Origin of the sequence: Streptacidiphilus jiangxiensis (assembly GCF_900109465.1) — a bacterium.
In the GTDB taxonomy this organism is placed as follows: Bacteria; Actinomycetota; Actinomycetes; order Streptomycetales; family Streptomycetaceae; genus Streptacidiphilus; species Streptacidiphilus jiangxiensis.
In genome coordinates, this window is sequence record NZ_FOAZ01000002.1 from 264,001 (window position 1) to 287,853 (window position 23,853).

Annotated in this window: 24 protein-coding genes; 11 read left to right on the forward strand and 13 right to left on the reverse strand. The window is 72.1% G+C overall.

Annotation, left to right across the window (positions count from 1 at the left end):
* Positions 1 to 43: 43 nt before the first annotated feature.
* The 3 genes from BMY61_RS04640 (at position 44) to BMY61_RS43945 (ending at position 4,287) form a co-directional block, all read left to right on the forward strand.
* The gene (locus tag BMY61_RS04640; RefSeq protein WP_042454387.1) at positions 44 to 1,021 is read left to right on the forward strand and encodes an ABC transporter ATP-binding protein; all 978 of its coding nucleotides are present in this window, start codon (positions 44 to 46) and stop codon (positions 1,019 to 1,021) included.
* Positions 1,018 to 2,388: an ABC transporter permease gene (locus tag BMY61_RS04645; RefSeq protein WP_042454389.1), complete on the forward strand. Its 1,371-nt coding sequence runs from the start codon at positions 1,018 to 1,020 to the stop codon at positions 2,386 to 2,388. The genes BMY61_RS04640 and BMY61_RS04645 overlap by 4 nt, the downstream gene beginning before the upstream one ends.
* Positions 2,389 to 2,532: 144 nt before the next feature.
* Positions 2,533 to 4,287: a carboxyl transferase domain-containing protein gene (locus BMY61_RS43945; protein ID WP_082015378.1), complete on the forward strand. Its 1,755-nt coding sequence runs from the start codon at positions 2,533 to 2,535 to the stop codon at positions 4,285 to 4,287.
* Here the strand turns inward: BMY61_RS43945 and BMY61_RS04660 are convergent.
* Both BMY61_RS04660 and BMY61_RS48305 read right to left on the reverse strand, forming a co-directional pair.
* A complete protein-coding gene (locus BMY61_RS04660; protein ID WP_082015392.1) occupies positions 4,231 to 4,833 on the reverse strand; it encodes a LysE family transporter in 603 nt (200 codons plus the stop codon). The two genes, BMY61_RS43945 and BMY61_RS04660, sit on opposite strands and share 57 nt — an antisense overlap.
* A 32-nt stretch (positions 4,834 to 4,865) precedes the next feature.
* Positions 4,866 to 4,997 carry a hypothetical protein gene (locus BMY61_RS48305; RefSeq protein WP_269083980.1) on the reverse strand — a complete coding sequence of 44 codons (132 nt, stop codon included), beginning with the start codon at positions 4,995 to 4,997 and terminating at the stop codon, positions 4,866 to 4,868.
* A 68-nt stretch (positions 4,998 to 5,065) separates the two neighbouring features.
* Between BMY61_RS48305 and BMY61_RS04665 the strand changes: the two genes are divergently transcribed.
* From BMY61_RS04665 to acs, 4 genes are all read left to right on the forward strand, one after another.
* Positions 5,066 to 5,509 (forward strand): DUF6924 domain-containing protein, encoded by a 444-nt coding sequence (locus BMY61_RS04665; RefSeq protein WP_042454390.1) that lies wholly within the window; start codon positions 5,066 to 5,068, stop codon positions 5,507 to 5,509.
* A 52-nt stretch (positions 5,510 to 5,561) separates the two neighbouring features.
* The gene (locus BMY61_RS04670) at positions 5,562 to 6,101 is read left to right on the forward strand and encodes a SixA phosphatase family protein (protein ID WP_052439142.1); all 540 of its coding nucleotides are present in this window, start codon (positions 5,562 to 5,564) and stop codon (positions 6,099 to 6,101) included.
* A gap of 143 nt (positions 6,102 to 6,244) precedes the next feature.
* Positions 6,245 to 6,871, forward strand: a complete 627-nt coding sequence (locus BMY61_RS04675) for an acetate uptake transporter (protein WP_042454393.1) — start codon at positions 6,245 to 6,247, stop codon at positions 6,869 to 6,871.
* A gap of 14 nt (positions 6,872 to 6,885) precedes the next feature.
* A complete protein-coding gene (gene acs / locus BMY61_RS04680) occupies positions 6,886 to 8,889 on the forward strand; it encodes an acetate--CoA ligase (protein WP_042454395.1) in 2,004 nt (667 codons plus the stop codon).
* 7 nt (positions 8,890 to 8,896) lie between these two features.
* On the opposite strand, the gene BMY61_RS04685 is transcribed toward acs, so the two are convergent.
* Positions 8,897 to 10,438: an FAD-dependent monooxygenase gene (locus tag BMY61_RS04685; RefSeq protein WP_042454397.1), complete on the reverse strand. Its 1,542-nt coding sequence runs from the start codon at positions 10,436 to 10,438 to the stop codon at positions 8,897 to 8,899.
* An 81-nt stretch (positions 10,439 to 10,519) separates the two neighbouring features.
* On the opposite strand from BMY61_RS04685, the gene BMY61_RS04690 reads away from it, so the two are divergent.
* Together BMY61_RS04690 and BMY61_RS04695 are read left to right on the forward strand one after the other, a co-directional pair.
* On the forward strand, positions 10,520 to 11,170 hold the full coding sequence (locus tag BMY61_RS04690) for a TetR/AcrR family transcriptional regulator (RefSeq protein ID WP_042454400.1): 651 nt from the start codon (positions 10,520 to 10,522) through the stop codon (positions 11,168 to 11,170).
* A gap of 182 nt (positions 11,171 to 11,352) precedes the next feature.
* Positions 11,353 to 11,733 (forward strand): hypothetical protein, encoded by a 381-nt coding sequence (locus tag BMY61_RS04695; RefSeq protein WP_042454403.1) that lies wholly within the window; start codon positions 11,353 to 11,355, stop codon positions 11,731 to 11,733.
* 693 nt (positions 11,734 to 12,426) lie between these two features.
* On the opposite strand, the gene BMY61_RS45925 is transcribed toward BMY61_RS04695, so the two are convergent.
* The 5 genes from BMY61_RS45925 to BMY61_RS04715 form a co-directional block, all read right to left on the reverse strand.
* On the reverse strand, positions 12,427 to 12,579 hold the full coding sequence (locus tag BMY61_RS45925) for a hypothetical protein (RefSeq protein ID WP_177240373.1): 153 nt from the start codon (positions 12,577 to 12,579) through the stop codon (positions 12,427 to 12,429).
* A 137-nt stretch (positions 12,580 to 12,716) separates the two neighbouring features.
* Entirely contained in the window at positions 12,717 to 12,872 is a 156-nt protein-coding gene (locus tag BMY61_RS45930; RefSeq protein WP_161791308.1) for a hypothetical protein, read from the reverse strand.
* A gap of 160 nt (positions 12,873 to 13,032) precedes the next feature.
* Positions 13,033 to 14,505: an arabinofuranosidase catalytic domain-containing protein gene (locus BMY61_RS04705; protein WP_042454409.1), complete on the reverse strand. Its 1,473-nt coding sequence runs from the start codon at positions 14,503 to 14,505 to the stop codon at positions 13,033 to 13,035.
* A 161-nt stretch (positions 14,506 to 14,666) separates the two neighbouring features.
* Positions 14,667 to 15,143 (reverse strand): (2Fe-2S)-binding protein, encoded by a 477-nt coding sequence (locus BMY61_RS04710; protein WP_042454412.1) that lies wholly within the window; start codon positions 15,141 to 15,143, stop codon positions 14,667 to 14,669.
* 28 nt (positions 15,144 to 15,171) lie between these two features.
* Positions 15,172 to 17,478, reverse strand: a complete 2,307-nt coding sequence (locus BMY61_RS04715; protein ID WP_042454414.1) for a molybdopterin cofactor-binding domain-containing protein — start codon at positions 17,476 to 17,478, stop codon at positions 15,172 to 15,174.
* A 160-nt stretch (positions 17,479 to 17,638) separates the two neighbouring features.
* Between BMY61_RS04715 and BMY61_RS04720 the strand changes: the two genes are divergently transcribed.
* On the forward strand, positions 17,639 to 18,559 hold the full coding sequence (locus BMY61_RS04720) for a phytanoyl-CoA dioxygenase family protein (RefSeq protein WP_075003754.1): 921 nt from the start codon (positions 17,639 to 17,641) through the stop codon (positions 18,557 to 18,559).
* Between the two features lie 23 nt (positions 18,560 to 18,582).
* On the opposite strand, the gene BMY61_RS04725 is transcribed toward BMY61_RS04720, so the two are convergent.
* The 3 genes from BMY61_RS04725 to BMY61_RS04735 are packed head-to-tail and all read right to left on the reverse strand — an operon-like array spanning position 18,583 to position 21,310.
* Entirely contained in the window at positions 18,583 to 19,227 is a 645-nt protein-coding gene (locus tag BMY61_RS04725) for an HAD family hydrolase (protein WP_052439144.1), read from the reverse strand.
* Entirely contained in the window at positions 19,224 to 20,069 is an 846-nt protein-coding gene (locus BMY61_RS04730; RefSeq protein WP_042454422.1) for an enoyl-CoA hydratase-related protein, read from the reverse strand. The genes BMY61_RS04725 and BMY61_RS04730 overlap by 4 nt, the downstream gene beginning before the upstream one ends.
* A 26-nt stretch (positions 20,070 to 20,095) precedes the next feature.
* A complete protein-coding gene (locus BMY61_RS04735; protein ID WP_042454424.1) occupies positions 20,096 to 21,310 on the reverse strand; it encodes an acyl-CoA dehydrogenase family protein in 1,215 nt (404 codons plus the stop codon).
* A gap of 130 nt (positions 21,311 to 21,440) precedes the next feature.
* Here BMY61_RS04735 and BMY61_RS04740 point away from each other — a divergent pair, with 130 nt between their 5' ends.
* Positions 21,441 to 22,604 carry a pentapeptide repeat-containing protein gene (locus BMY61_RS04740; RefSeq protein ID WP_082015379.1) on the forward strand — a complete coding sequence of 388 codons (1,164 nt, stop codon included), beginning with the start codon at positions 21,441 to 21,443 and terminating at the stop codon, positions 22,602 to 22,604.
* Positions 22,605 to 22,646: 42 nt separating this feature from the next.
* On the opposite strand, the gene BMY61_RS04745 is transcribed toward BMY61_RS04740, so the two are convergent.
* Positions 22,647 to 23,306, reverse strand: a complete 660-nt coding sequence (locus BMY61_RS04745; RefSeq protein ID WP_082015380.1) for a TetR/AcrR family transcriptional regulator — start codon at positions 23,304 to 23,306, stop codon at positions 22,647 to 22,649.
* 60 nt (positions 23,307 to 23,366) lie between these two features.
* On the reverse strand, positions 23,367 to 23,849 hold the full coding sequence (locus BMY61_RS04750) for a MaoC family dehydratase (protein WP_042454426.1): 483 nt from the start codon (positions 23,847 to 23,849) through the stop codon (positions 23,367 to 23,369).
* Positions 23,850 to 23,853 lie beyond the last annotated feature (4 nt).

Genomic DNA, 23,853 nt, shown 5'->3' on the forward strand with positions numbered 1-23,853 from the left:
GATCCCCCGACATCCCCGACACCCCCCGACGAGGAAGGTACGGATGGACACGACCATCGCCGTGCGGGGCCACGGCATCACCAAGGTCTTCGGTGATGTCGTCGCACTCGACCACGTCGACCTGAACGTGGCGCAGGGTCAGATCCACGGCCTGGTCGGCCCGAACGGCGCCGGCAAGACCACGCTGCTGGGTCTGATGCTGGGCCTGGCCGCCGCCGACACAGGTGAACTGGAGATCCTCGGCACGCCGGTGGGACGCGGACTGCCCGCGCCCGACGGCGTCTCGGGGTTCGTCGACGGCCCCGGCCTCTACCCCACACTCACCGCCCGGCAGAACCTGGCGACACTGCTGACCCTGCAGCCCGAGGGCGCGCCCGTGGGCGACGTCGGCGAGGCCCTGGCGCAGGTCGGGCTCACCGGGGCCGCCGACCAGAAGGTCCGCGGCTTCTCCCTGGGCATGCGCCAACGCCTCGGCCTGGCAGCGGCGTTGCTGACCAGGCCGCGACTGCTCGTGCTCGACGAGCCGTCCAACGGGCTGGACCCCGTGGGCAAGAAGCACGTGCACGGCGTCCTGCGCCGGCTCGCCGCCGAGGGCACCACGGTGGTCCTGTCCAGCCACCGGATGGACGACCTGGAGGCGCTCTGCTCCGAGGTGACCATCCTGTCCGCCGGGCGCGTGGTCTTCTCCGGCCCGGTGCGGAAGCTCTCCGACGACGACCGGGAACTCGACTACCGCCTGCGCGCCACCGATCCGAGCGCGGCCCGCGCCCTCGCGGTCGAGACCCCTGGGGTCGGCGTCGTCGAGGGCTCGGACGCGGCGCTGCCGGACACCGACGTGATCGTCGTCCGCGCGCGGGTGGCAGCGTTGGACGAGCTGGTCGGCCGGATCGTGCGCGCCGACATCGCGGTACGCGAGTTGGCACCGGTCGTCTCGCCGCTGGAGTCGGCGTTCCTGTCGTTGACCGAGCAGGCAGTCCTCACCGAGCAGTCCGACAAGAGCGAGCAGGAGAGCGGCAGATGACCACGACCGTCGACGCCCCCACCGCCGCGCCCGGGGCGGGGGCGGCGGGCCCGCGCCGCCCCGTCCCGCTCGGCAACATCGTCTGGTTCGAACTCGTCAAGCAGTTCTCCGCCTGGCGGGTGCGGCTGCTGATCCTGCTCTGCTGGCTCGGTCCCGGCCTGCTGGTCTTCGGGATCGGCCAGCAGGCCACCCTGCCGTCGGACACGCTGTTCGGCCGGTGGATGCACACCACCGGATGGGCCGGCTCGCTGGTCGTGCTCGGCTGGGCCGGGACGTGGGCGCTGCCGCTGGTCACCTCGGTCGTGGCCGGTGACGTGTTCGCCTCCGAGGACCGGCTGGGCACCTGGCGCCACGTGCTCGTCGCGGTCCGCTCGCACCGGCGCATCTTCGCGGCCAAGGCTGTCGCCAGCGTCACCGTGATCGCCCTGCTGGTGGCCGGGCTGGTCGTCTCCGGCGTGGTCGGCGGACTGCTCGCGGAGGGCAACCAGCCGCTGATCGGCCTCGGCGGCCAGCAGCTCTCCGGCAGCGAGGCCGGCAACGCCGTCCTGCTCGCCTGGCTCTGCGTGCTCGCGCCGACGCTCGCCCTGGCCGCCATCGGGCTGCTCGGCTCCGTCGCCCTGGGCCGCTCCCCCATGGGGCTGCTGCTGCCGATGCTCGCCGCGCTCGGCATGCAGGTCGCGCAGATGCTCCCGCTGCCGGTCGCGGTGCGCCTCGCCCTGCCCGGCTACGCCTTCATCTCCTGGAACGGTCTGTTCGCCGCTCCGCAGCAGCTCGGGCCGTTGCTGATCGGCGTCGCGGTCAGCCTGCTCTGGGCGGTCGTCGCCACGGCCCTGGCCTATCTGCTGTTCCTGCGCCGGGACTTCACCAACCTCAACAACGACGGAGCGGGCCGTCGGATGCTGACCATGGGCGTCCTTCCGCTGGCCGGCCTGCTGGCCGCGACGGCCGGCGTGGTCGCCCTCACGACCGACTCGAGCGGTTCCGGCATCACCCAGGCCAAGGTCCAGCGGTCGGTCGCAGCGGTCTTCGCCCAGCTCTACCCCTACCAGCAGATGGAGATCCACCAACCGGCCGTCACCGCAGCGCAGTTGCAGACCACGGCGGTGTGCAGCAAGAACGAGGGGCTGGGTGCGCAGGCCGGCCCCGGCAACGACTGGCGCTGCACCGTCAACTGGATCGTCCCCGGCACCGGCGTCCCCACCCAGGCCGTCTACCAGCTCAACGTCACCGCGAACGGCCGGTACTCCGCGGACGGGGACGGGCCCGTACAGGTGAACGGCTACTTCGTGATCATCGCCAACGGCAAGGCCACACCGAACCCGCTGTGGCAGTTCGACGGCAACGTCGACCTGTTGCCGGGGCGCTGACAGGGTGGTGCGCGTCGCGCGAGTGACGCGCACCACCACGGGAATCCGCCTCCGCGCCACCCGTCCCCGCATACGCTCCCAGCAGACGACCCTCGGTCCGCGCGCCCGTCCGGACCGACCGCCGCAACGCCGGGGAGCGAAGAAGTGACGACCGGTCGGACCGCCCTGCGCTTCGCGCACCAGCTGCTCGACCCCGGCAGCTGGACCAGCTGGGACACCCCTCCCCGGGGCAACCCCACCGACGGCCCCTACGCCGACGCGCTGGCCCGCGCACGCGAACGCAGCGGCGGCGCGGACGAGTCGGTGCTGACCGGCGAGGGCCGTGTCGACGGCCACCGGATCGCCCTCGTCGTCGGCGAGTTCGGCTTCCTCGCGGGCTCGGTGGGCGTGGCGGCGGCCGATCGCCTGCTGCAGGCCGTCCGCCGCGCGACGGCCGAACGCCTCCCCCTGCTCGCCTGCCCCGCGACCGGCGGCACCCGCATGCAGGAGGGCACCCCCGCGTTCGTCGGCATGGTCCCGATCGTGGCCGCGCTCGCCGCCCACAAGGCGGCGGGGCTGCCGTACCTGGTCCACCTCCGCCACCCCTGCACCGGCGGCGTCCTCGCCTCCTGGGGATCCCTCGGCCAGCTCACCACGGCAGAACCGGGCGCCCTGATCGGCTTCCTCGGCCCACGCGTCTACGAGGCGCTGTACGGACAGGAGTTCCCGCCGGGCGTGCAGCAGGCGGAACACCTGGAACGCCTGGGCACGATCGACGCGGTCCTCCCGACGGACGCCGTCCGCGCCCGGGTGGCCGACATCCTCACCATCCTGGCTCCGCAACCCACCACAATGGGCCCCCGCGCTGCGGCGGCCCCGGCGGGCCCGGCCTCCGGCCCTGTCGACGCGCCCAACGCGAGCCCGGCAGCAGACCGCCCACCCACTGCGACGGGCCCGGCGGCGGAGACGGCGTCACCGCCCGCCTCGAGCCCGGTGGCCGGCCAGGCGCCGTCGGTCGGAGGGCCAGCAGGCCTGGTGGCGGCGCCCGCCGAGGCGGGCGACGTGTGGCGGTCCGTGCAGGTGACGCGGGCGGGTGGGCGGCCGGGGTTGGCGGACGTGCTGGGTGCCGCGGAGGCGGTGGTGCGGATGTCCGGCACGCAGGCCGGGGAGCGGGACGAGGCGCTGACCGTCGCGCTGGCCCGGTTCGGGGAGCGTGCGTGTGTGGTCGTCGGGCACGACCGGGCCGCCGCCGCGCGGCAGGGGCAGGACGTGGGGCCGGGTGGTCTCCGCGCCGCACGGCGCGGCATGCGGTTGGCCGCCGAGTGGGGCCTGCCGCTGCTGACGGTCATCGACACCGCCGGGGCGCGGCTCAGCCGGGAGGCCGAGGAGGGCGCGCTGGCGGGCGAGATCGCCCGGTGCCTGCAGGAGCTGACGACACTTCCGGTCCCGACGCTGAGCGTGCTGCTCGGCCAGGGCACCGGCGGCGCCGCGCTCGCACTGCTCCCGGCCGACCGGGTGCTGGCCACCGAGCACGCCTGGCTGACGCCGCTCCCACCGGAGGGCGCCTCGGTGATCCTGCACCGCACCACGGACCGCGCCGCGGAGCTCGCCCGCGCCCAGCGCATCGGCGCAGCCGACCTGCTCCGCGACGGCACCGTGGACCGGATCATCCCCGAGCCCCCGGCGACCGCCGCGACCGCCGCGACCGCCACGAACGCCGACGCGCTGGTCGAGTCGGTCGTCGCGGCGGTCCGCGCCGAGCTGGCGGCCCTGCCGCCGGTGCTCGGGGTGCACCCGGCACAGCTGGCCCGGCGACGCGGCGGACGCGGCTCGGCCTTCGCCCGCCCCGATGCCGCCGTGACCTCAACCGAGCAGCAGGCGGACGGCGAGGGCGAGGATGACCGCGCTCGACACCAGTGAGGTCCACAGGCGTCCCCCCGGTCCGCTCAGCACCCGGCCGAGCAGCGCCCCGCCGCCGGCCAGCAGCAGCTGCCAGCTCGCGGACGCCACGAACGCGGCGGCCACGAACAGCGCCTTGGCAGGCCGGTCCGGTACGGCCGCGCCCTGTCCGGCGAGGACGAGCGCGGCGAAGTACACCACCGTCGCGGGGTTGAGCAGGGTGATGCCGAGGAAGGCGAGCCAGGCCCGGAGGGGCCCGGTCGTCGTCACCACGGAGCGCTGGGCGAGCTCCCCGGTGCGGTGGCGGTGGATCGCGGTGGCCGCGCCGCGGCAGGCCAGGGCGGCGAGCACCACCACCGACGCCCAGCGCAGCGGCCCGGCCACGGGCCTCAGCGCCGGGGCCAGCGCGGCCCCGCCGACGACGGCGACCAGCGCGTACACCCCGTCCGCGCTCGCCACACCCAGCGCGGCGGCCGCGCCGACGCGCCACGAGGTCCGCGCGGTCAGCGCGACGAGCAGCGCGCCGACGGCGCCCACCGGCATCGCGATCCCGTAGCCGGCCACCATCCCGGCCGCCACGGCCGCGCCCAGGTGCGCGCTCACGAGCGCGGCGGCAGCGTCGACCCCTCCGGGAGGCCGACCTGCTGTCGGCGCGCGACCGCTCCGTCCGCCCCGAGCAGGGGGACAAGGGAGGAGGACGGCACGGGCAGCGGCGGGCGACAGAAGGTCATGACCGCATCCTGGGACGCCGCACGCGCCGAGGGCAACGTCTTTTCGCCGAGGTGGGAGGATCCTCGTCATGAACCTGCCCCATCCCGATGACCTGACCTCGCTCGTCCTGCGCACCGACTTCAGCGACGACTCCGCCTGGGCGGCGCTGCAGGCCGCGATCGACGACGGTGACGAGAGCCGTCACGCGACCTACGTCAGCGATCCGGCGTTCGCCGGCGCCACCGTCCAGTCGCTCGTCGACGCGGACGGCTCCGCCGTCGAGAAGGACAAGCTCTACTACCTCTTCGTCGCGGACGAGACCACCATGACCGACCCGGAGCACCCGCTCCTGGCCGTCGACCTGGCCGACGAGCCGGGCCGCGCCTTCCGGGTGCCGCCGGGCTGGTACGCGGACGTCTCCACCAACCTGACGATCGCCAACATGGACTTCGTGGAGTTCGCCGACGCCGCCGACGCCTCGGGCACCTACCGCGGCTTCCATGACGACGACGCCTCTGCTCCCGTCGGCTGAGCAGCCGAACGGTCGGCTTGCGTGAGCGGGGAGGCCCCTCCAGGGTGGTGGTGTGTCCGCCGAAACGACTCCCGCCACCGCCCGGTTGATCGTCCTGCGCCATGCCAAGTCGGCGTGGCCCGAAGGTGTACCCGACCTGGAACGGCCGCTCGCCGAGCGCGGGCGGCACGACGCGCCGCGCATGGGCGCGTGGCTGCGGCAAGCGGGTCTGGCGCCGGAGCTGGTGCTGTGCTCCCCGGCGCGGCGTACCCGGGAGACCTGGGCGCTCGTCGCCGAGGAGCTCGGCAGTGCACCGATCGTGGCGTTCGAGCCCCGGGTGTACGGCGCCGAGGTCGAGGAGCTGCTGCAGGTGCTGCGCGAGGTACCCCGGGAGATCGGGACGGTGCTGCTGGTGGCGCACTTCCCCGGGGTGCAGGGCCTGGTGCAGGAGCTCGTGGACGGTGGCGACGGCGTCGCGCTGGAGCGGTTGAACGAGAAGTTCCCGACCGCCGGGGCCGCAGTGGTCGAGCTCCCGCCCGACTGGGCCGCGCTGCGGCGCGGCACCGGCACGCTCACGGCGTTCACCGTGCCGAGACAGCTGCCGTCCGATTAGCAGAGAACTGTACTGACCTGCATAAACGCCCGTTCCGGTGATTCGTGCGGGATACATCGACACGCTTCTGGTCGCGCGCATAAAGGCGCCGTAAAGTTGGATGGTGTGAGGTCCTGATCGAGCCGCTCGGAAGGATCACGACCATGAGCAACGAGACACCCGCGCCGTCGAGCACGCTCGCGGCCACCACCCCCACCCACGCCGATCCGGCCCCGCTCGGGCTGGCCGGCTTCGCGTTGACCACCTTGCTGCTCTCGTTCGTCAACGCCAACATCATCAAGGAGTCCGGCGCGATCCTCGTCGTGCTCGGGCTGGCCGCGTTCTACGGAGGCCTGGCGCAGTTCATCGCCGGCGTCCTCGAATGGCGCCGCGGCAACACCTTCGGCCTGATGGCCTTCTGCTCCTACGGTGCCTTCTGGCTCTCGTACTACTGGATCGTGACGCACCTGTCCGCCGCCTCCGGCGACGTGCACCAGGCGATCGGGCTCTACCTGATCGGGTGGTGCGTCATCACGGCCTACCTGGCCCTGGCCTCGCTGCGCACCAACCTCGCGGTGATCGCCGTCTTCGTGCTGCTGACGGTCACGTTCCTGCTCCTGGCCATCGGCGCCTTCCAGAACGGCACGCCCTCGCCCGACGCGATGACCAAGGTGGGCGGGTGGTTCGGCATCGTCACGGCCGCCGCCGCGTTCTACGCCTCCGCCGCCGTCGTGGTCAACGCGCAGCACAAGCGCACCGTACTGCCCCTGCCCACGCTGCCCGGCAGCTGAGGGAGCGGACGGCCATGGCTGCGGACGAGGCGGCGCCGGGCCCGCAGGGCACCGGCGCACAGGAGACACTCTCCAATCTGCTGCACGAAGGGCGCCGCTTCGCTCCCCCCGCCGCCCTCGCCGAGGCCGCGAACGTCCGCGCGGACGCCTACCGGGCGTCCCGCGCGGACCGGCTCGGCTTCTGGGCGGAGCAGGCCCGGCGCCTGCACTGGGACCGCGAGTGGGACCAGGTGCTGGACTGGAGCGGCGCACCGTTCGCCCGCTGGTTCGTCGGCGGGCGGCTGAACGTCGCCTACAACTGCGTGGACCGGCATGTCGAGGCCGGCCACGGGGACCAGATCGCCCTGTACTTCGAGGGCGAGCCGGGCGACCGACGTGCCGTCAGTTACGCCGAACTGCAACGCGAGGTGTGCCGCGCGGCGAACGCGCTGACCTCGCTGGGCGTGCGGGCCGGGGACCGGGTCGCCATCTACCTGCCGATGCTCCCCGAGACGGTCGTCGCCATGCTGGCGTGCGCGCGCATCGGCGCGCCGCACTCGGTGGTCTTCGCCGCCTTCTCCCCCGGGGCGCTGCGTTCACGCATCGACGACGCCCAGGCGAAGGTGCTGATCACCGCGGACGGCTACCACCGCCGCGGCTCGGTCGTGGCGCTCAAGCCCAACGCCGACGCCGCCGTCGAGGCCGACGGCGGCGCACAGAGCATCGAGCACGTGCTCGTGGTCCGCCGCAGCGGCACCGAGGTCCCCTGGACCGAGGGCCGCGACCTGTGGTGGCACGAGCTGACGGAGCGCCAGTCCGAGGCTCACACACCGGAGTTCTTCGACTCCGAGCATCCGCTGTTCATCCTCTACACCTCCGGTACGACCGGCCGCCCGAAGGGCATCCTGCACACCACCGGCGGCTACCTGACCCAGGTCTCGTACACCCACCGCGCCGTCTTCGACCTCAAGCCCGACACCGACGTGTTCTGGTGCACGGCCGACGTCGGCTGGGTGACCGGCCACTCCTACATCGTCTACGGGCCGCTGGCCAACCGGACCACCGAGGTGCTCTACGAGGGCACCCCGGACACCCCGAACCAGGGCCGCTTCTGGGAGAACGTGGACCGCTACGGCGTCACCATCCTCTACACCGCGCCGACCGCGATCCGTACCTTCATGAAGTGGGGCACCGAGATCCCCGCCCGTTACTCCCTCTCCTCGCTGCGGCTGTTGGGCAGCGTCGGCGAGCCGATCAACCCCGAGGCGTGGATCTGGTACCGGGAGAACATCGGCCACGCCCGGTGCCCGATCGTGGACACCTGGTGGCAGACCGAGACCGGCGGGATCATGATCAGCCCGCTGCCGGGCGTGACCGAGACCAAGCCCGGCTCGGCGATGACCCCCCTGCCCGGCATCTCGGCGGACGTCGTGGACGTGGACGGCAAGCCCGTCCCGAACGGCTCGGGCGGACTGCTGGTGCTGGACCAGCCGTGGCCGTCCATGCTGCGCGGCATCTGGGGGGACGAGGAGCGCTACCGCACGACCTACTGGGCGCGCTTCGCCGAGCAGGGCTACTACTTCGCGGGTGACGGCGCCAAGAAGGACGAGGACGGCGACATCTGGCTGCTGGGCCGGGTCGACGACATCATGCTCGTCTCCGGCCACAACATCTCCACCACGGAGGTCGAGTCGGCGCTCGTCTCCCACCCGGCCGTCGCGGAGGCCGCGGTGGTCGGCGCGGCGGACGAGACCACGGGCCAGCGGATCGTCGCCTTCGTCATCCTGCGCGGTGGCAACGAGGAGGTCCCGGACCTGGCCGAGATCCTCAAGGCCCATGTGAGCAGGGAGATCGGGCCGATCGCCAAGCCGCGGCAGATCCAGGTGGTCCAGGAGCTGCCCAAGACCCGCTCCGGCAAGATCATGCGGCGTCTGCTGAAGGACGTCGCCGAGGACCGCGCGCTTGGCGACACCACGACGCTCACGGACGCCTCCGTGATGGAACTGATCGCGTCCAAGTTGCCGCACGCCGCGGACTGACGCTACGTCAGCCCGTGGTGGCAAGACGGTCCGCCACGGCGGCGAGCACCGACTCGCCGTCGACGGCGGGCCCGTCCGCGGCGTGGCAGACGTAGCCGTCCGGCCGGATCAGCAGGACGGCGGCGCCGAGATCCTCGAAGCAGCTCGCCCGGACGAGGTCGACGCGCGGCGGGAGGGGGAGACCCTCGGGCAGCGCGCCGGCCAGGTCCAGCAGGACGGCGTGCCCGGCGGCGAACAGGGCCGACAGCCGGACCGGACCGGCGTCGGTCTCCAACTCGGCGTCCGGCACCCGCTGCCCCGTCAGCGGGTGGACGCCCGGGAGCGGGTAGCGCAGCGAGAGGCCGGACATCAGGCCCGCCAGGTGGCGGTTGGCGTCGGGCAGCCGCAGCAGGTCGGTCACGATGTCGCGCAGCGCCGCCAGGTCCTCGCTGGGCTGCGGGTCGGCCAGCAGGCGCTGGGCCGAGGTGTGGTGCAGGACCTGCGCGGCGACGGGGTGCCGTTCGGCGTGGTAGCTGTCCAGCAGGCTGCGCGGCGCTCGGCCCTGCACGGTGGCGGCGAGTTTCCAGCCGAGATTGAGGGCGTCCTGCAGGCCGAGATTGAGGCCCTGGCCGCCCAGCGGCGGGTGGATGTGCGCGGCGTCGCCCGCGAACAGCACCCGGCCGGCGCGGTACTGCTCCAACTGGCGGGTGGCGTCGGTGAACCGTGAGGCGTTGAGGACGTCACCGAGGGCCGTCGGCTCGCCGTACACGGCGCGGAGCGCGGCGGTGATCTCCTCGTCGGTGACGGGGGTGTCGTGTTCGACCTCGGCCGCAGCACCCCTGGCCGTGTCCATCTGTCCCGCTGCCCGCCCGAAGGTGAACCGGTAGCGGTCCTCGCCGAGCGGGGCCAGCATCGCCCAGTAGCCGCCGCCCTGACGCATCAGCGCGCTCATGTGACCGAGCTGCCGCGGCACGGACTCCGACACGGCGGAGAGCCGGATGTCGGCCAGCACCGCGTCATGGGTGCCGGGCCGACCGGGGAACGGCAGCCCGAGCAGCTTGCGCACCGTGCTGTGCCCGCCGTCGCACGCCACCAGGTACCGGGCCCGGACCCGCGTGCCGTCGCCGGTCGTCGCCACCACGCCGTCGCCGTCGCCATCGTCGCCGTCGTCGGTCGCGACCTGTGTGACGGGCGCGCCGCGCAGCACCCGCGCGCCGAGGTCGACCGCCCGCCGCTCCAGCACGTCCTCGATCTCGAACTGCGCGACGGCGAGCGGGAACGGGTGCCGGGTGTGCCAGGACGTGCAGTCCAGCGCCACCGGCAGACCCCCGAAGTGTCCACCGACCGGCTCGCGGGGCGTCGCCCGCTCCAGGATCGGCGCGAGCAGACCGCGGAGCTCCAGCAACTCGGCGCTTCGCGGCTGGATCCCGCCGCCCTTCACCTGCTCGACGCGCTGCTCCAAGCGCTCCAGCACGACGGTGCCGACCCCGGACAGGGCCAGCTCGTACGCCAGCATCAGCCCCGTCGGGCCTGCGCCCACGACGAGGACCTCGGTCTCGATCTCAGCCATCTCGGCTCCTTTCTCACCCAGGAGCAAATATATACCAAGTGCAGAAATACCCTCGGGCACGCCTCCTGCTACGGTTCGGGCATGGACGACGACGCCAGGCCGGGCCTGCGGGAACGCAAGAAGCAACGCACCCACGCGGCCATCTCGGACGCGGCGATCGCACTCTTCCTCGAGCACGGGTTCAACCAGGTCTCGGTGGCCCAGGTGGCCGAGGCGGCCGAGGTGTCCAAACGGACCCTCTTCGCCTACTTCCCCACCAAGGAGGACCTGGTGGTGCACCGACTCGCCGACCACGAGACCGAGTCGGCCCGCGTCGTCCGCGCCCGCGAGGCGGGCACCACCCCGCTCGCCGCCCTGCGCGGGCACTTCCTGGCCGGACTGGACGCCCGCGACCCGATCACCGGTCTCAACGACCACCCGGTGGCCCTGCGCCTCACCCGGATGATCAACGACGCGCCGACCCTGGTGGCGCGCATGGACCGGTTCAAGCGCGGCGCGGAGCTCGCCCTCGCCGAGGCCCTGCACGAAACCGCGAACCTGCCGGACCTCACCGCCCGCCTGACCGCCGTCCAGATCGTCTCCGTGCAGTGGGAGCTGGCCCAGGAGAACGCCGCGCACATGGCGTCCGGGGAGTCCGCCGACGACCGCCACGCGGGCGCCGTGGCCGACGCGGAGCTCGGGTTCGCCCTGCTCGACCGCGGACTGGGCTCACTGACGCGAGGGCCCGCCTGACCCTCCGCGTCGGATCAGGCCGGATTGTCTGATGCGGCGAGCGTGCGCGCCGGACGGGCCGAGCGGCTGTCCTCCGATCGGGTCGAGCTGCCGCCGCGTCGCGCGTCGCGGGAAGTGGCGGCCGGTCATGCCGCCGAGACTCGGCCGCACGACCCGCACGAAGCGATGTGGAGGCTCATCCGATGAAGCGACTTCCCCCCGTCGGCCACGCGCTGCTGACAGGCGCGACCCTGGCCGTGACCGTCGCCCTCGCGCCACCGGCCGCCGCAGCGCCCGCCGACGCCGGCCACTGGCAGACGCTCTCCTGTGACAAGGGCCAGGCCGCCTACTGGGAGCCGCTGAACCACACCCCCGGCATCTTCCTCCAGTGCGACCGCCCGGACGACGCCGCGAGTGCGGTCACCACCGGCATGATGGCGACCCGCTTCGAACGCGAGAACGCCATCGCGGCGCAGCTCCAGCAGGACCACGACCTGACCCTGGGCATCGAGACGCCTTGCCGCGTCGGCGACCTCGCCTCCGTCTCCGGCCGCTTCGGTCAGTGCGTGGCCGACCCGCGCTGACGCACTCGGCCCCTGCGGGCCTTCGCTCCTTCGGCCCAGTCACGACGTGTCCGCGCCAACTTGTCCCGCCCCGCGCGCACGCTGATGGCCTGCGGCCGAATCGCGGCCTTGTTCAGCTGGAGGTGGTGCATGGTGATCAGCAGGCGTGGAGGGCGGACCCTGCTCGCGGTGGCCCTGGGCGTGGGCGTCGCGATCGGCCCGGCCACAGCGGCGACGGCGGCTCCCGCCGCACCGGCCGCACCGAAACCGCGACTGGTCCTGGCGGCCTCACCGCTCGTCGCGCTCCGCTCGGGCGGACACTCCGCCGTACACGAGGAGCTGTGGAACCTCGGCAACGCACCGGAGAGCGCACCGGTGGTCCTGAGTGTGAGCCTGGCGCCGGGAGTGTTCGTCACCAACCTCCCGACCGAATGCGCCCCACAGCCGCTCGGACACACCGCCATCTGCCACTTCCCGGCCGGCCTCAAGCCCGGCCACGCCGACAGAGTGACCATCCCCATCGTGGCCGCGAACCACCTGCCCCCGGCGATCCTCACCGGCCTGGCCCAGGGCGGCACCGCCACCAAGCCGGCCTGGGGCAGCCCGGCGAGGTTCCTGCTCGTCGTCCTGCCCTGGTTGTGCCCTCTCAGTCTTCGGGAACCACAAGGCTCCGGCCGCCCATCACGGGCGCCGGAGCCTGCGTGCGTCCGCGGGTCAGCAGCAGGGGCCGTCCTGGCCCATGGTGTGTACCCCTGCCGGAAGAACAGGCCGCGGCACAGTGCCGGCGGACGCCGCGACGGCGAGTCCCACCGTCAGGCCGATCCCGAGAAGTGCGCCGATGACGGCCACGCCGATGCGCTTGGACATTGGATCCCCCATCCAGATCGTCCACCCCTCACCGGCCGGACTTCCCGGGCTGCGGCGGGTGGACGCCGAGCAGTGCCTCGGTCGGGAAGCCCCCGCGGCCGAGGAAAGGAACAAACAGTGGCTGCGCGCCGTCCGGGTCAGCAGCAGGCGCCGTTGTCGCCCATGTTGGGGTGCGCCACGGCCGGGACGACCGGCCGCGGGGCGCCGCTCGCGGAGGCGGCGACGGCGAGTCCCACCGTCAGGCCGATCCCGAGAAGACTGCCGATGACGGCCACGCCGATGCGCTTGCCCATGTGATCCCCCGATCAGTGAACGTCGACAGCGAGCCTCTGTCGATCTTGATGCACCCTACGTCGGGGACCTGGATCCCACCAGATCACGATCACGTCATGGCTCAAACCGGATGGTTCCGCGCGGGTCTGCGCCCGCGCGGAACCGGCTGCCGTCGCCACGTCAGGTCGCGATGGTCCACTGCTGGCAGGCGTTGTCGAGCGTCTGCCACTGCCGCACGACCGTCCCGTTGGTCGTGCCGCAGTTCTCCACGTCGACGGTTCGGCCGCTGGCGACGTTCACCAGCTCGTAGGCGGAGCCGTAGGGCAGCACGTACCACTGCTGGCAGGTGTTGCCGAGAGCCGTCCAGGTCTGGAGCGTGTTGCCGTTGCCGCCGCCGCAGTTGTTGTCGTCCAGGACCAGCCCGCTGTTGACGTTCTTGACGGTGTAGACGTCGGGGCCGACGGAGGTGAAGGTCCACTGCTGGCAGGTGTTGCCGAGCGACGCCCACAGCTGCACGGCGGTGCCGTTGCTCGTCCCGCAGTTCTTCGAGTCCAGCACCAGGCCGCTGTTGGTGTTGGTCATCCGGTAGCTGGAGCCGGAGACCGGGAAGGACGGCGTGCGCGTCTGGTAGCCGGCGGCGACGACGTTGGCCTGGACGGCGTTGTCCGCGGCGTCGCTCGGGTAGCCGGAGGTGAGGACACCCTCGAAGAAGGAGCCGACGGAGCTGTTGCTGTCGTCGCCTCCGGTGCCGAGGACGATCGCGCCCTCCTGGTGCATCGGGGTGTACCCGCCGAGGTCGGGCAGGGCGCCGCTCCACCAGGTGGAGAGCGAACCCGACTGCGCGTTGCCGCCCTTGATGGCGTAGGTGGTGGTGCCGTTGTTCTTCAGCACGGCGGTCACGAACGCGCTGGAGTTGCCGGTGTTGGCGGTGTTGGCGCCGTTGGCACCCGCGAACAGGCCGTTCTCCAGGTCCGCCTGGACCCACGGACCGGAGCCGCTGCACGGCGAGAACCAGCACTCGGTGCCGAGGTTGATGGCGTCCATGTGTCCGTTGCCGGTGTCGGTGTTGGAGGTCTCGGCGTTGCCGTAGTCGAAGCAGCAACCACCGTTGACGTGCGTGCCGCTGGCGACCATGTAGGCGCCCTGCGCCGCGCTGCCGGTCGGGACGCCACTGGTGGAGTCGTCGCGATAGCCGACGCCCGCGGCCACGTAGACCCCGTAGACCTTGGCGCCGTCGACGGTGGTCGGCAGCGCGTTGGCGATGGCGCCGACGTCGGCCCCGCCGTTACCGCCCGAGCCCTCGACGGTCAGGTTGTTGCCGTGGCCGCTCTGGTCGTAGATCTCGGTGATGAAACAGGCCGAGCTCGCACAGAACGCGTCCTGTGTCGCCGCGTTGGCGACTCCGCCCGCAGCCGCGGGGTGGACGTCGGTGGTCGCGCCGTCCGAGAGGCGCTTGACCTGGTACAGCGCGCCCGAGTAACTCGCATACAGGGCACGGGTGGTGCTGTGCGCGGCGACGCAGGGGGTACCGGCCGCGGCGTAGATGTCACAGGGTTCCGAGGTGGCGGCCCGCGCAGCGCCGGCCGGTCCGACCAGCATGGCCAGCAGCGCGGCGCCGACGGCGGCGAGGGCGAGAAGGATCCGTTGCAGCATGTGCGATCACGCTCCGATGCGTGAGGCGGGTGGGGAAATGTTAGCGCTAACAATTTGCGCCGGACGACGCCCCTCCGAGGAGGGGCGGGTGACGGCCAACAGTGTTCCCAGCGGTCACGGCAGCGTCAAGGAGTCACGCACGGATTGAGGCGCCACACTTCTCAAAACTTCGTCTGCGCCGACGAGATCGCCTCGCGGATGCGGTGGTAGGTGCCGCAGCGGCAGATGTTGCGGATCTCGTCGAAGTCCGCGTCACCGAGCTGGTGCCCGGCGGCGCGGGCCTGGAGCACCTTGGCCACGGCGGCCATGATCTGGCCGGGTTGGCAGTAGCCGCACTGCGGGACGTCCATGTCGAGCCAGGCCTGCTGCATCGGGTGCAGGTCCTGACCGACCGTGGCGGGCAGTCCCTCGATGGTGGTGACCTGGTCGGTCGGCTGGAGGTCGCCGACCGGCGTGCAGCACGGGTTGAAGGCCTTGCCGTTGACGTGACTGGTGCACGCCTGGCAGACGCCCAGCCCGCAGCCGTACTTGGGCCCGGTGACACCGAGGATGTCGCGCAGGACCCAGAGCAGCCGGACGTCGTCCTCGACGTCGACGGTGACCTGCTGCCCGTTGAGAACGAACGTGTGCGTAGGCAAGGGGGTCGGCTCCTGTTTCTGGACGGTGCTAGTAGGCGCGGCCGAGGCCGTCGGTGGGCGACTGCGGAACGGGCGGCACGGTCGGCAGTGGCGTGAAGGCCAGCGGCGCGTCGTGGTTGATCGGGAACGTGGTGGGCATGGTGCCCGTCGCCCGGCCGTACGCGCAGGCGACCGCCGCCATCGCCCCGGCCACGGCCAGCTCTCCCGCGCCGCCGGGCGTGCCGGTGGTCGGCGGCATGACGTAGATGTCCAGCTCCGGCGGGGTGTTCCACTGGCGGGTGTAGAAGTAGTTGTCCCAACTGCCTTCCTGGAAGACGCCGTCGGCCAGGTGCAGGCTGGAGGTGAGCGTGACGGCGATGCCGTCCATGATGCCGCCCATCATCTGCGCCTGCAGGCCCGTGGGGTTGACGGCCAGACCCACGTCCACCGCGCAGACCGCCTTGGTGACGCGTGGCCCGGTGACGGCGTCCGGGATCTGCCGGTTGACCGTCGCCGGGGTGCAGTCGATCTCCACCAGCACGGCGACGAAGCCGTGGTACTCCGCGTGGATCGCGATGCCCTGAGCGGTGCCGGGCGCCATCGTCCGTCCCCAATTGCCCGCCTGGGCCACCTTGTCGAGGACGGCCACGGCACGCGGGTCCTTCAGGAACCCGCGCCGGAACCGGTAGGGGTCCTGGTTCATCGCGGCGGCCAGCTGGTCGACGACCAGCTCCTGCGCGCAGCGGACGTTGGGTGAGTAGATGTTGCGCATGCTGCCGGTGTGGAAGCCGTTGTCGACCTCGGTCAGCAACTGCGTGGTGACGCCGAAGTTGTAGGGCGTCTGCTGGGTCAACGTGAAGATGGTCTCGGAGAACGTCAGCCCGCCGACCGGCAGTTTGGCCGCGGAGGCGGTGATGATCTCACCGAGGCCGTGCCCGAACTCGGTGGCCACCGAGGTGTGCCGCTGGTCCAGGGTGAGCACCTGGCCGAGCGAGTACGTCGCCCGCACCCGGGAGATGGACATCGGGTGCACCCGCCCGTGGCGGAAGTCGTCGGTGCGGTGCCACATCAGCCGCACCGGCTTGCCCATCGCCTGCGAGACCTCCGCCGCCTCCAGCGCGGCGTCGTGGAACAGCTTGCGCCCGAACGAGCCGCCGCCCTGGGTGACATGGACCGTCACCGCACTCACCGGCAGGCCCAGCTTGGCGGCGATCTCCTCCTGCGCGGTGATCGGCGACTTGACGGAGGCCCAGATCGTGGCGCTGCCCGCCTGCACGTCCGCGACCGCGCAGTTGGTCTCCAGCGCGCTGTTGCTGGCGAAGTGGAAAGTGAACCGGGCGTCGATCGCCTCGGTCAGCAGCGGCAGCGGCGGGACGACCAGCGGGTTCTCCGCGGCGCGCAGCTCCGCCAGCACGCTCGCGTCCGTCGCCGCGTCCTCGCTGCCGGGCCCCCAGGTCACCTGCAGCGCGCGCACGGCGTCGATGCACTGCCCGAAGGTGCGCCCGCGCACGGCCACGCCGGTGGAGACGACGGCGACGTCGGTGATCCCCGGCATGGCCTGGACGGCGGCCTGGTTCTGCACGGAGACGACCGTGCCGTTGATCGTCGGCGGCCGACAGATCATCGCCGGCATCGCGCCCGCCACCTGCACGTCCATGGCGAACTGCTTGCGTCCGGTGACGGCGTCCAGCGCGTCGATCCGGTTCTGCGGCGTGCCGATCACGGTGAAGGCGGACGCCGCCTTGAGCGTGACGGAGACCTGGAGGTTGGTCAGGCTCGCCGCGGAGACGGCGAGTTCGGCGTAGCCGAGGGAGCGCCCGTCGGGTGCGGTGATCACGCCCTGCAGTGCGGACAGGGCGCTCAGCGGCACGCCCAGCTCCGTGGCGGCCGCCTCCAGCAGCCGCTGCTTGGCCGTCGCGGCGGCGACGCGGACCGGCGTCCAGGTGGAGATGGTGGTGTTGGAGCCGCCGGTGAGCTGGTTGAAGACGAGCTCGGGCCGCGCGTCGGCGAGGGAGACCCGCACCTTGGACAGCGGCAGGTCCAGCTCCTCCGCGATGAGCATCGCGGTACTGGTGGTGATCCCCTGCCCGACCTCCGCGCGTGGCAGCGCGAAGGAGGCGGTGCCGTCGGCGTTCATCGTGATGGTGATCAGGTTCGCCGTGGCCAGGGTGGCGTCGGTGAGCATGTCGTTGAGGTCGTACAGGTCCGCGGGCTCCGGCACCCCGGGCACGGCCGCCGCGGCGGGGGTCGCGCCCGCACCCAGATCGGCGGCCACGGTGAGCGTGGACGCGGCGAGCACGTATCCGAGGAAGCGGCGCCGTGACACGCCTGTCGGCTGTTCGATCTCGGTGCTCATGCCTACCCGTCCCCTTGAACCCGACAAGATCCCTACTGGTGACTCGCCAGTAGGGATCTTGTCGGGTTCACGACGCACGCGCTAGAGGTTCAACCAAACGCGCCCCGGTCGGCGCCGAAAATCGGATGCACCGAGCCGGAGCGCGCTGGATCCTGCCAGGATGGACCTCGACGATGCACGGTCTGCCTGGCGGACGCACGGATACGTGGTACTACCCGGATTTCTGTCTGCTTCCGCCCTCGCTCCCGCGCTCCAGGAGTTGGAACAGGTTCATCCCACGCCTGACGGCTTCCACGACCGCACCGACCCGCGCTCGGAGCGGTACCAGGGCGACGAGTTCGCCGGCATCGCTTCGTTTCCCTTCGCCAGCGCCGAGTTGAGTCTGCTGGCCGTCCACGACCGTCTGGTCGAGCTCGCCCAGTGCCTCCTGCAGGATGAGCACGTGCGGATCTACGGAGCCGAGTGCTGGGCGAAGTTCACCGGCGCCGCCGACTATGACCAGCCGCTCCACCGCGACTACCTCAACCACACTCTGCTGACGCCTGCCCTGGACACCACTCACCAGCAAGTGGAGATGTTCGTCTACCTGCTCGACGTCCCCGAGGAGCTCGGGCCCCCGCACCTGGTCTCCACCCAGCACACCCGGCATCTGCCGGCCAAGCCGAACTGGTACCCGCGCACGGACACGGGCGGCGATCCAACCGGCGTCGTCGCTCCGCAGGGCAGTCCCGAGCTGTACGCCGCCGAGGTGTCGGCCGCAGGACCGGCGGGCACGGTCGTGGCCTTCCACCCCGGCACATTCCACCGCGGGACCGAACTGCGGGCTCCGCGCGGCACCCGGTACAGCATGCAGGTCTGCTACCGCCCCGCCGCCGTCGAGTGGGGTCAGCGCACGGGGTGGGCCTCGAGCAGCCACGAAGCCGGGTGGTACCGCTTCGTCGGGCGAGCCACGCCACGTCAGCTCGCACTGTTCGGCTTTCCGCCACCGGGCCACACCTACTGGACGTCGGGCTCCCTGGCCGCCGCGGCACAGCGCTACCCGGACCTCGACCTCGGTCCGTGGCACGACGCTCTGGCGTAGACCCGTTCGGCGGACGGGCGGACTCAGTCGAAGGCCTGCGGAAACAGCAGTTCCAGGCTATGAACCGTCGCCGCGCCGTCGACGTGGTGCAGGCCCCGGATACCCAGCCGGGCCGCGCCGTCGAGGTTCTGCTGCAGGTCGTCGATCATCAGGCAGTCCGTCGGGGCGACGCCGAGGCGCTCGCACGCGATCGCGTAGATGCGGCGGCCCGGCTTGCGTTCGCCGACCTCGCTGGAGATGACCGCGACGTCGCAGAGCGAGGGCAGGTCCACGTCGCGGTAGAGGTCGTCGCCCAGGGCATTGGAGACCAACGCCACCGGCACGCCCGCCGCGTGCAACCGCCGGAGGGCGGCGACCATCCCCAGGTCCGGCCGGATGTCCGCGCTGATCGCGGCCAGTAGGCCGACCGGCGAGACGTTCGTGCCCCGGGCGCGCAGCGCGTCGGCAAGGGCCGTCTCGAGGCCGGCCTGCGGCAGTCGGCCGCGCTCGTGGTCGACGAGGGCGCGAGTGACGGTCTCGTCCTCGCGCAGCAGGCGTTCCACGGTGTGGGGGTCCCCGGTCAGGCGGGCGGAGTAGGCCCGGAACGAGGCGAAGACGTCGGTGGTGAGCACTCCGCCGAAGTCCGTGAGGACGGCCTTCGGCGGGGTGTCGGGCTGCACGTCGGTCACTGCGGCTCCAGCGGCGGGAACGCGGGCGCGCGGTGCTCGAGGTAACTGGCGACGCCCTCGCGCACGTCGGGGCGGCGGAAGCCCTCCAGCATCAGCGCGTCCGCGTCGGCGACGGCGGCCGGGAAGCTGCTGTCCAGTCCGCGCTGCACCTGCTGCTTGATCATGTGCATCGACCACGGCGAGCACTGCTCGGCCAGCTCCGTCGCGTAGGCGACGGCCGCGTCGAGGAGCCGGTCCGGCTCGACGACGAAGTCGACCAGGCCCATCGTCAGGGCCTCCTCCCCGCGCACGACCCGGCTGGAGAGCAGCAGGTCCGTCGCGCGGCTCGGGCCGACCAGGCGCGGCAGCAGCCAGGCGATGCCGTACTCGGCGATCAGCCCGCGCCGGGCGAAGGCGGTGGTGAGTTTGGCGGCCGGCGCGGCGAAGCGGATGTCGCAGTAGAGCGCCTCCACGAGCCCCAGCCCGGCGGCCGCGCCGTTGATCGCGGCAATCAGCGGCTTGCGCAGCTCCAGCGGCCGGGTGCGCGGGCGGCTGCGGGCCGGCAGCGCGGCGAGGGTGGCGTCCAGGGCGGCCGCGTCGGCGTTGCCCACGGCCGCGAGGTCGTCCAGGTCCGCGCCGGCGCAGAAGCCGCGTCCGGCGCCGGTCAGCACGACGGCGCGGACGTCCGGGTCCGCCTCGGCCTGGTCGAGCAGGTCGAAGTAGCGGTCCTCCAGGGCGTAGGTCCAGGCGTTGAGCCGGTCGGGCCGGTTGAGCGTCAGCACCAGGACGGGGCCGCGCCGTTCGGCGAGGACCGTGTCGGTGCCGGGCTCGGCGCCGGGCCCGGCGGCGAGGGTGTGCTGCATCGGGTCTTCCCCTGTCGGGTCGGCGGTCACGCGGTGCGGTACTTGGCGAGCTCCTGCTTGGCGATGGCCGCCTTGTGGACCTCGTCGGGGCCGTCGGCCAGGCGCAGGGTGCGCAGGTGGGCGTAGGCGCTGGCGAGCGGGAAGTCGTCGGTGACGCCGGCGGCGCCGAAGACCTGGATGGCCCGGTCGACGATCTTCAGGGCGACGTTGGGCGCGGCCACCTTGATCGCGGCGATCTCGGTGCGGGCGGCCTTGTTGCCGACGGTGTCCATCATCCAGGCGGCCTTGAGCGTCAGCAGACGGATCTGCTCGATGTCGATGCGGGCCTCGGCGATCCAGTCCTGGATGTTGCCGCGCGCCGCGAGCGGCTGCCCGAAGGTCGTGCGCGACAGCGCGCGCCGGCAGAGCAGCTCCAGCGCGCGCTCGGCCAGGCCGATGGCGCGCATGCAGTGGTGGATACGGCCGGGGCCGAGACGGGCCTGGCTGATGGCGAAGCCCTCCCCCTCCCCCTTGAGCACGTCGGCGACGGGAACCCGGACGTCCTCGAAGGTGATCTCGGCGTGGCCCTCGCGGTCCAGGTAGCCGAAGACGGGCAGGCCGCGCACGATCGTCACGCCGGGCGCGTCGATCGGGACGACCATCATCGACTGCTGGCGGTGGCGCTCCGCGCTCGGGTCGGTCTTGCCCATGACGATCATGACGGTGCAGTTGCGGTGCAGTGCGTTGGAGGCGAACCACTTGCGGCCGTTGAGGACGTAGTGGTCGCCGTCGCGCTGCATGCGCATCTCGATGTTGGTGGCGTCGGAGCTGGCGACGGCCGGCTCGGTCATCGCGAAGGCGGAACGGATGGTGCCGTCGAGCAGCGGGCGGAGGTACTTCTCCTGGTGCTCCGGGGTGCCGAAGAGGGTGAACACCTCCATGTTGCCGGTGTCGGGCGCGGCGCAGTTGCAGGCCTCGGGGGCGAGGTGCGGGCTGCGCCCCATGATCTCGGCAAGCGGCGCGTACTCGAGGTTGGTCAGCCCCGCACCCCAGGCCGGATCGGGGTGGAAGAGGTTCCACAGTCCGCGGCGGCGGGCCTCGGCCTTGAGCTCCTCGATGACGGGCGGGTGGAAGTTGGGGTCGCCCGCGGCCCGCATCTGCTCCTCGTAGACGGCCTCGGCCGGGTACACGTGGGTGTCCATGAAGTCCAGCAGTTCGGCCTGGTACTTCTGGGCGCGCTCCGACAGCTCGAACAGGGACATGGCGGGCTCCTGCCAGGGGATTCGGGGTGTGCTCCCTGTATAGTTGAATCCAACGTCAAGTTCAAGTAGTGCGAGTCCCGTGCCCCGGCTGTGCTTGGCCCCTGCCCCGAGGTCCCCTAGGCTCCCCGGCATGAACACGGGGGAGTTCGGCGACGGCCGACGCACGGAGCGGAGTGGAACGTCCCTGCGGCGCGGTGTCGCGACCTGGCTCCTGGTGGGCCTGGCCGGGATCGCAGCACTGGTCGTGCTGTTGTTCGCCCTTCCGGGCCTCGTGGTGGACCACGATCTGGGCGGCGCACGCATCGCACCGCAGGACCGGCTGACCGCGGTGAACAACACCCGGACGACCTTCCTCCAGGCGGTCGGTGGACTGGTCGTCCTCTTCGGGGCCTGGGCCACCTGGCGGCAGCTGCGGGTGAGCCAGGACGGTCTGCGCGCCACCCAGGAGGGCTGGATCACCGACCGGTTCGGCCGCGCCGTCGACCAACTCGGCAGCGACAAGCTCGATGTCCGCATCGGCGGACTGCATGCGCTGTGGCGGATCGCCGAGCAGTCCCCGCGTGACCGTGAGGCCGCCATCTCCATCCAGGCGGCCTTCCTGCGCAGCCACACCCCCTGGCCGCCGACCGGCCCCTCCGCTCCCGGTGCGGGCGTCCACGTCAACGAGATCGCCCCGCTGGAGGTCCGCTCCCCCGACGTCCAGGTCGCCCTGACCGGGCTCGGGGTCCTGTGCCGGCACCGGGAGCAGAAGTGGGTCAACCTCGGGGCCACCGACCTGCGCCGCGCCGACTGCGACGGCCTGTGGCTGAACGGCGTGAACCTCGACGGCGCCTGCCTGGAGGCGGCCGGCCTCTACGGCGCCAACCTCACCAACTCGTCGCTGGTCTCGGTCAATCTGCGTCATGCGGGCCTGGTGACGGCGATCCTGCACCGGGCTCGCGTGGTCGGTTCCGACCTGCGCGGCGCCCGGCTCGTCCAAGCGGATCTGCACGCCACGGACCTGACCGGTGCGGACCTGCGCGAGGCCAACCTGCGCAAGGCCGACGCCACGGGCGCCGTGTTCCACCGGGCCGACCTGCGCCTCGCCGATCTGCGCGGCACGGACCTGAGGCAGGCCGACCTGACCGCCGCTCGTCTGGACGAGGCGGTCGCGAGTGAACTGACCAGGTGGCCCACTGGTTTCGACCCGGCGGCAGCGGGGGTGCTGACGGTCGCCGATCCCGGCCCGGAGCCGGGCCCCTTGTTGCAACCCTCCGGAATCACGGGGCAGGCACCGCCGCTGCGGTCCCTGTGACCCGATTCCCCGGCCGCCTGGCCGGGGGCACGGTCGCCGGGGTTACGACGCGTGTCCGCCCGGCTCGCGCAGTTGCAGGCCGTTGATCCAGATCTGGTTGAGCGTGCCCACCAGGCGCTCGAAGGCGATGCGCTGCTCCAGCACGTAGACCATGTAGGCCATCCGGCTCACCATGTTGGACAGCGCGTGCGCCGTCACCAGCGGGTCCAGCGACGGGTCCGCCTCGCCGCGCTCCTGCAACTGCCGGATCAGCTTGGCGTTGCGCTGCGCGAAAGCGTTGCCGCGCTGGATGCGCAGCGCGCGGAAGGTCGGGTCGATCTGCGCGACCTGCTCGAACAGGGCCATCAGGCGAGCGTTCTGCTTGTAGGAGCGCAGGTACTCGCGGTTGGAGGCGTCGATCATTTCGCGGGCGTCGGTGATGCCGGTGCGCTCGCGCAGGTGCGGGTGGAGCATCTCCTCCTGGACCTGCTCGACGACGGCCGCGAAGATCTCCTCCTTGTTGTTGAAATAGGTGTAGAAGGAGCCGGAGGCGACGCCGGCCGCCTTGGAGATGTCGGTGATCCTCGCGTCCAGGTAGCCGTCGCGCTCGAAGACCTCGCGGGCGCCGCGGACCAGGGCGCCGCGGGTCCGTTCGCCGCGCGCGCTGCGCGGGGTGGTGATCCTTGCGTGCGCACCGTCCTCGGTCGGGACCTGGCCTGTCACGCGTGTCCCTCCGAGCCTCGACCTGGCATTTCTGCCTCGGATGATAGCAACCGGGTCGGTTCAGTCACCCCTCTCCACGACCCTGGCCAGCGACTCAGCGACCACGATCGGCTTCTCGCCACCCTCGCGCTCGACGACGTGCTGTGCGCGCAGTTGGATGCCGCCGGGGACAGGATCGGCGGCGAGCAGCGTCAGCCGCATCCGGATGCGCGAGCCGACCGGCAGCGGGGCCGGGAAACGGACCTTGTCGTAGCCGTAGTTGAGTCCGTGCGCGAAGCCGTCGAGGGCGAGCAGCGTGTAGGAGAACGCCGGGCCGAGCGCCAGGCTGTAGAGCCCGTGCGCGATGGTCCCGCCGAGCGGGCTGGCGGCGGCACGCTCGGGGTCGACGTGGATCCACTGCTGGTCGCCGGTGACCTCGGCGAAGGCGTCAACGCGCTCCTGGGTCACCTCGTGCCAGTCCGTCGGGCCGATCTCCTTGCCGATCAGCTGCTGGAGCTCGGCGAGGCTGGCCGGACGGACGGGGAGGACGTTCGGGTCGATCATGCGC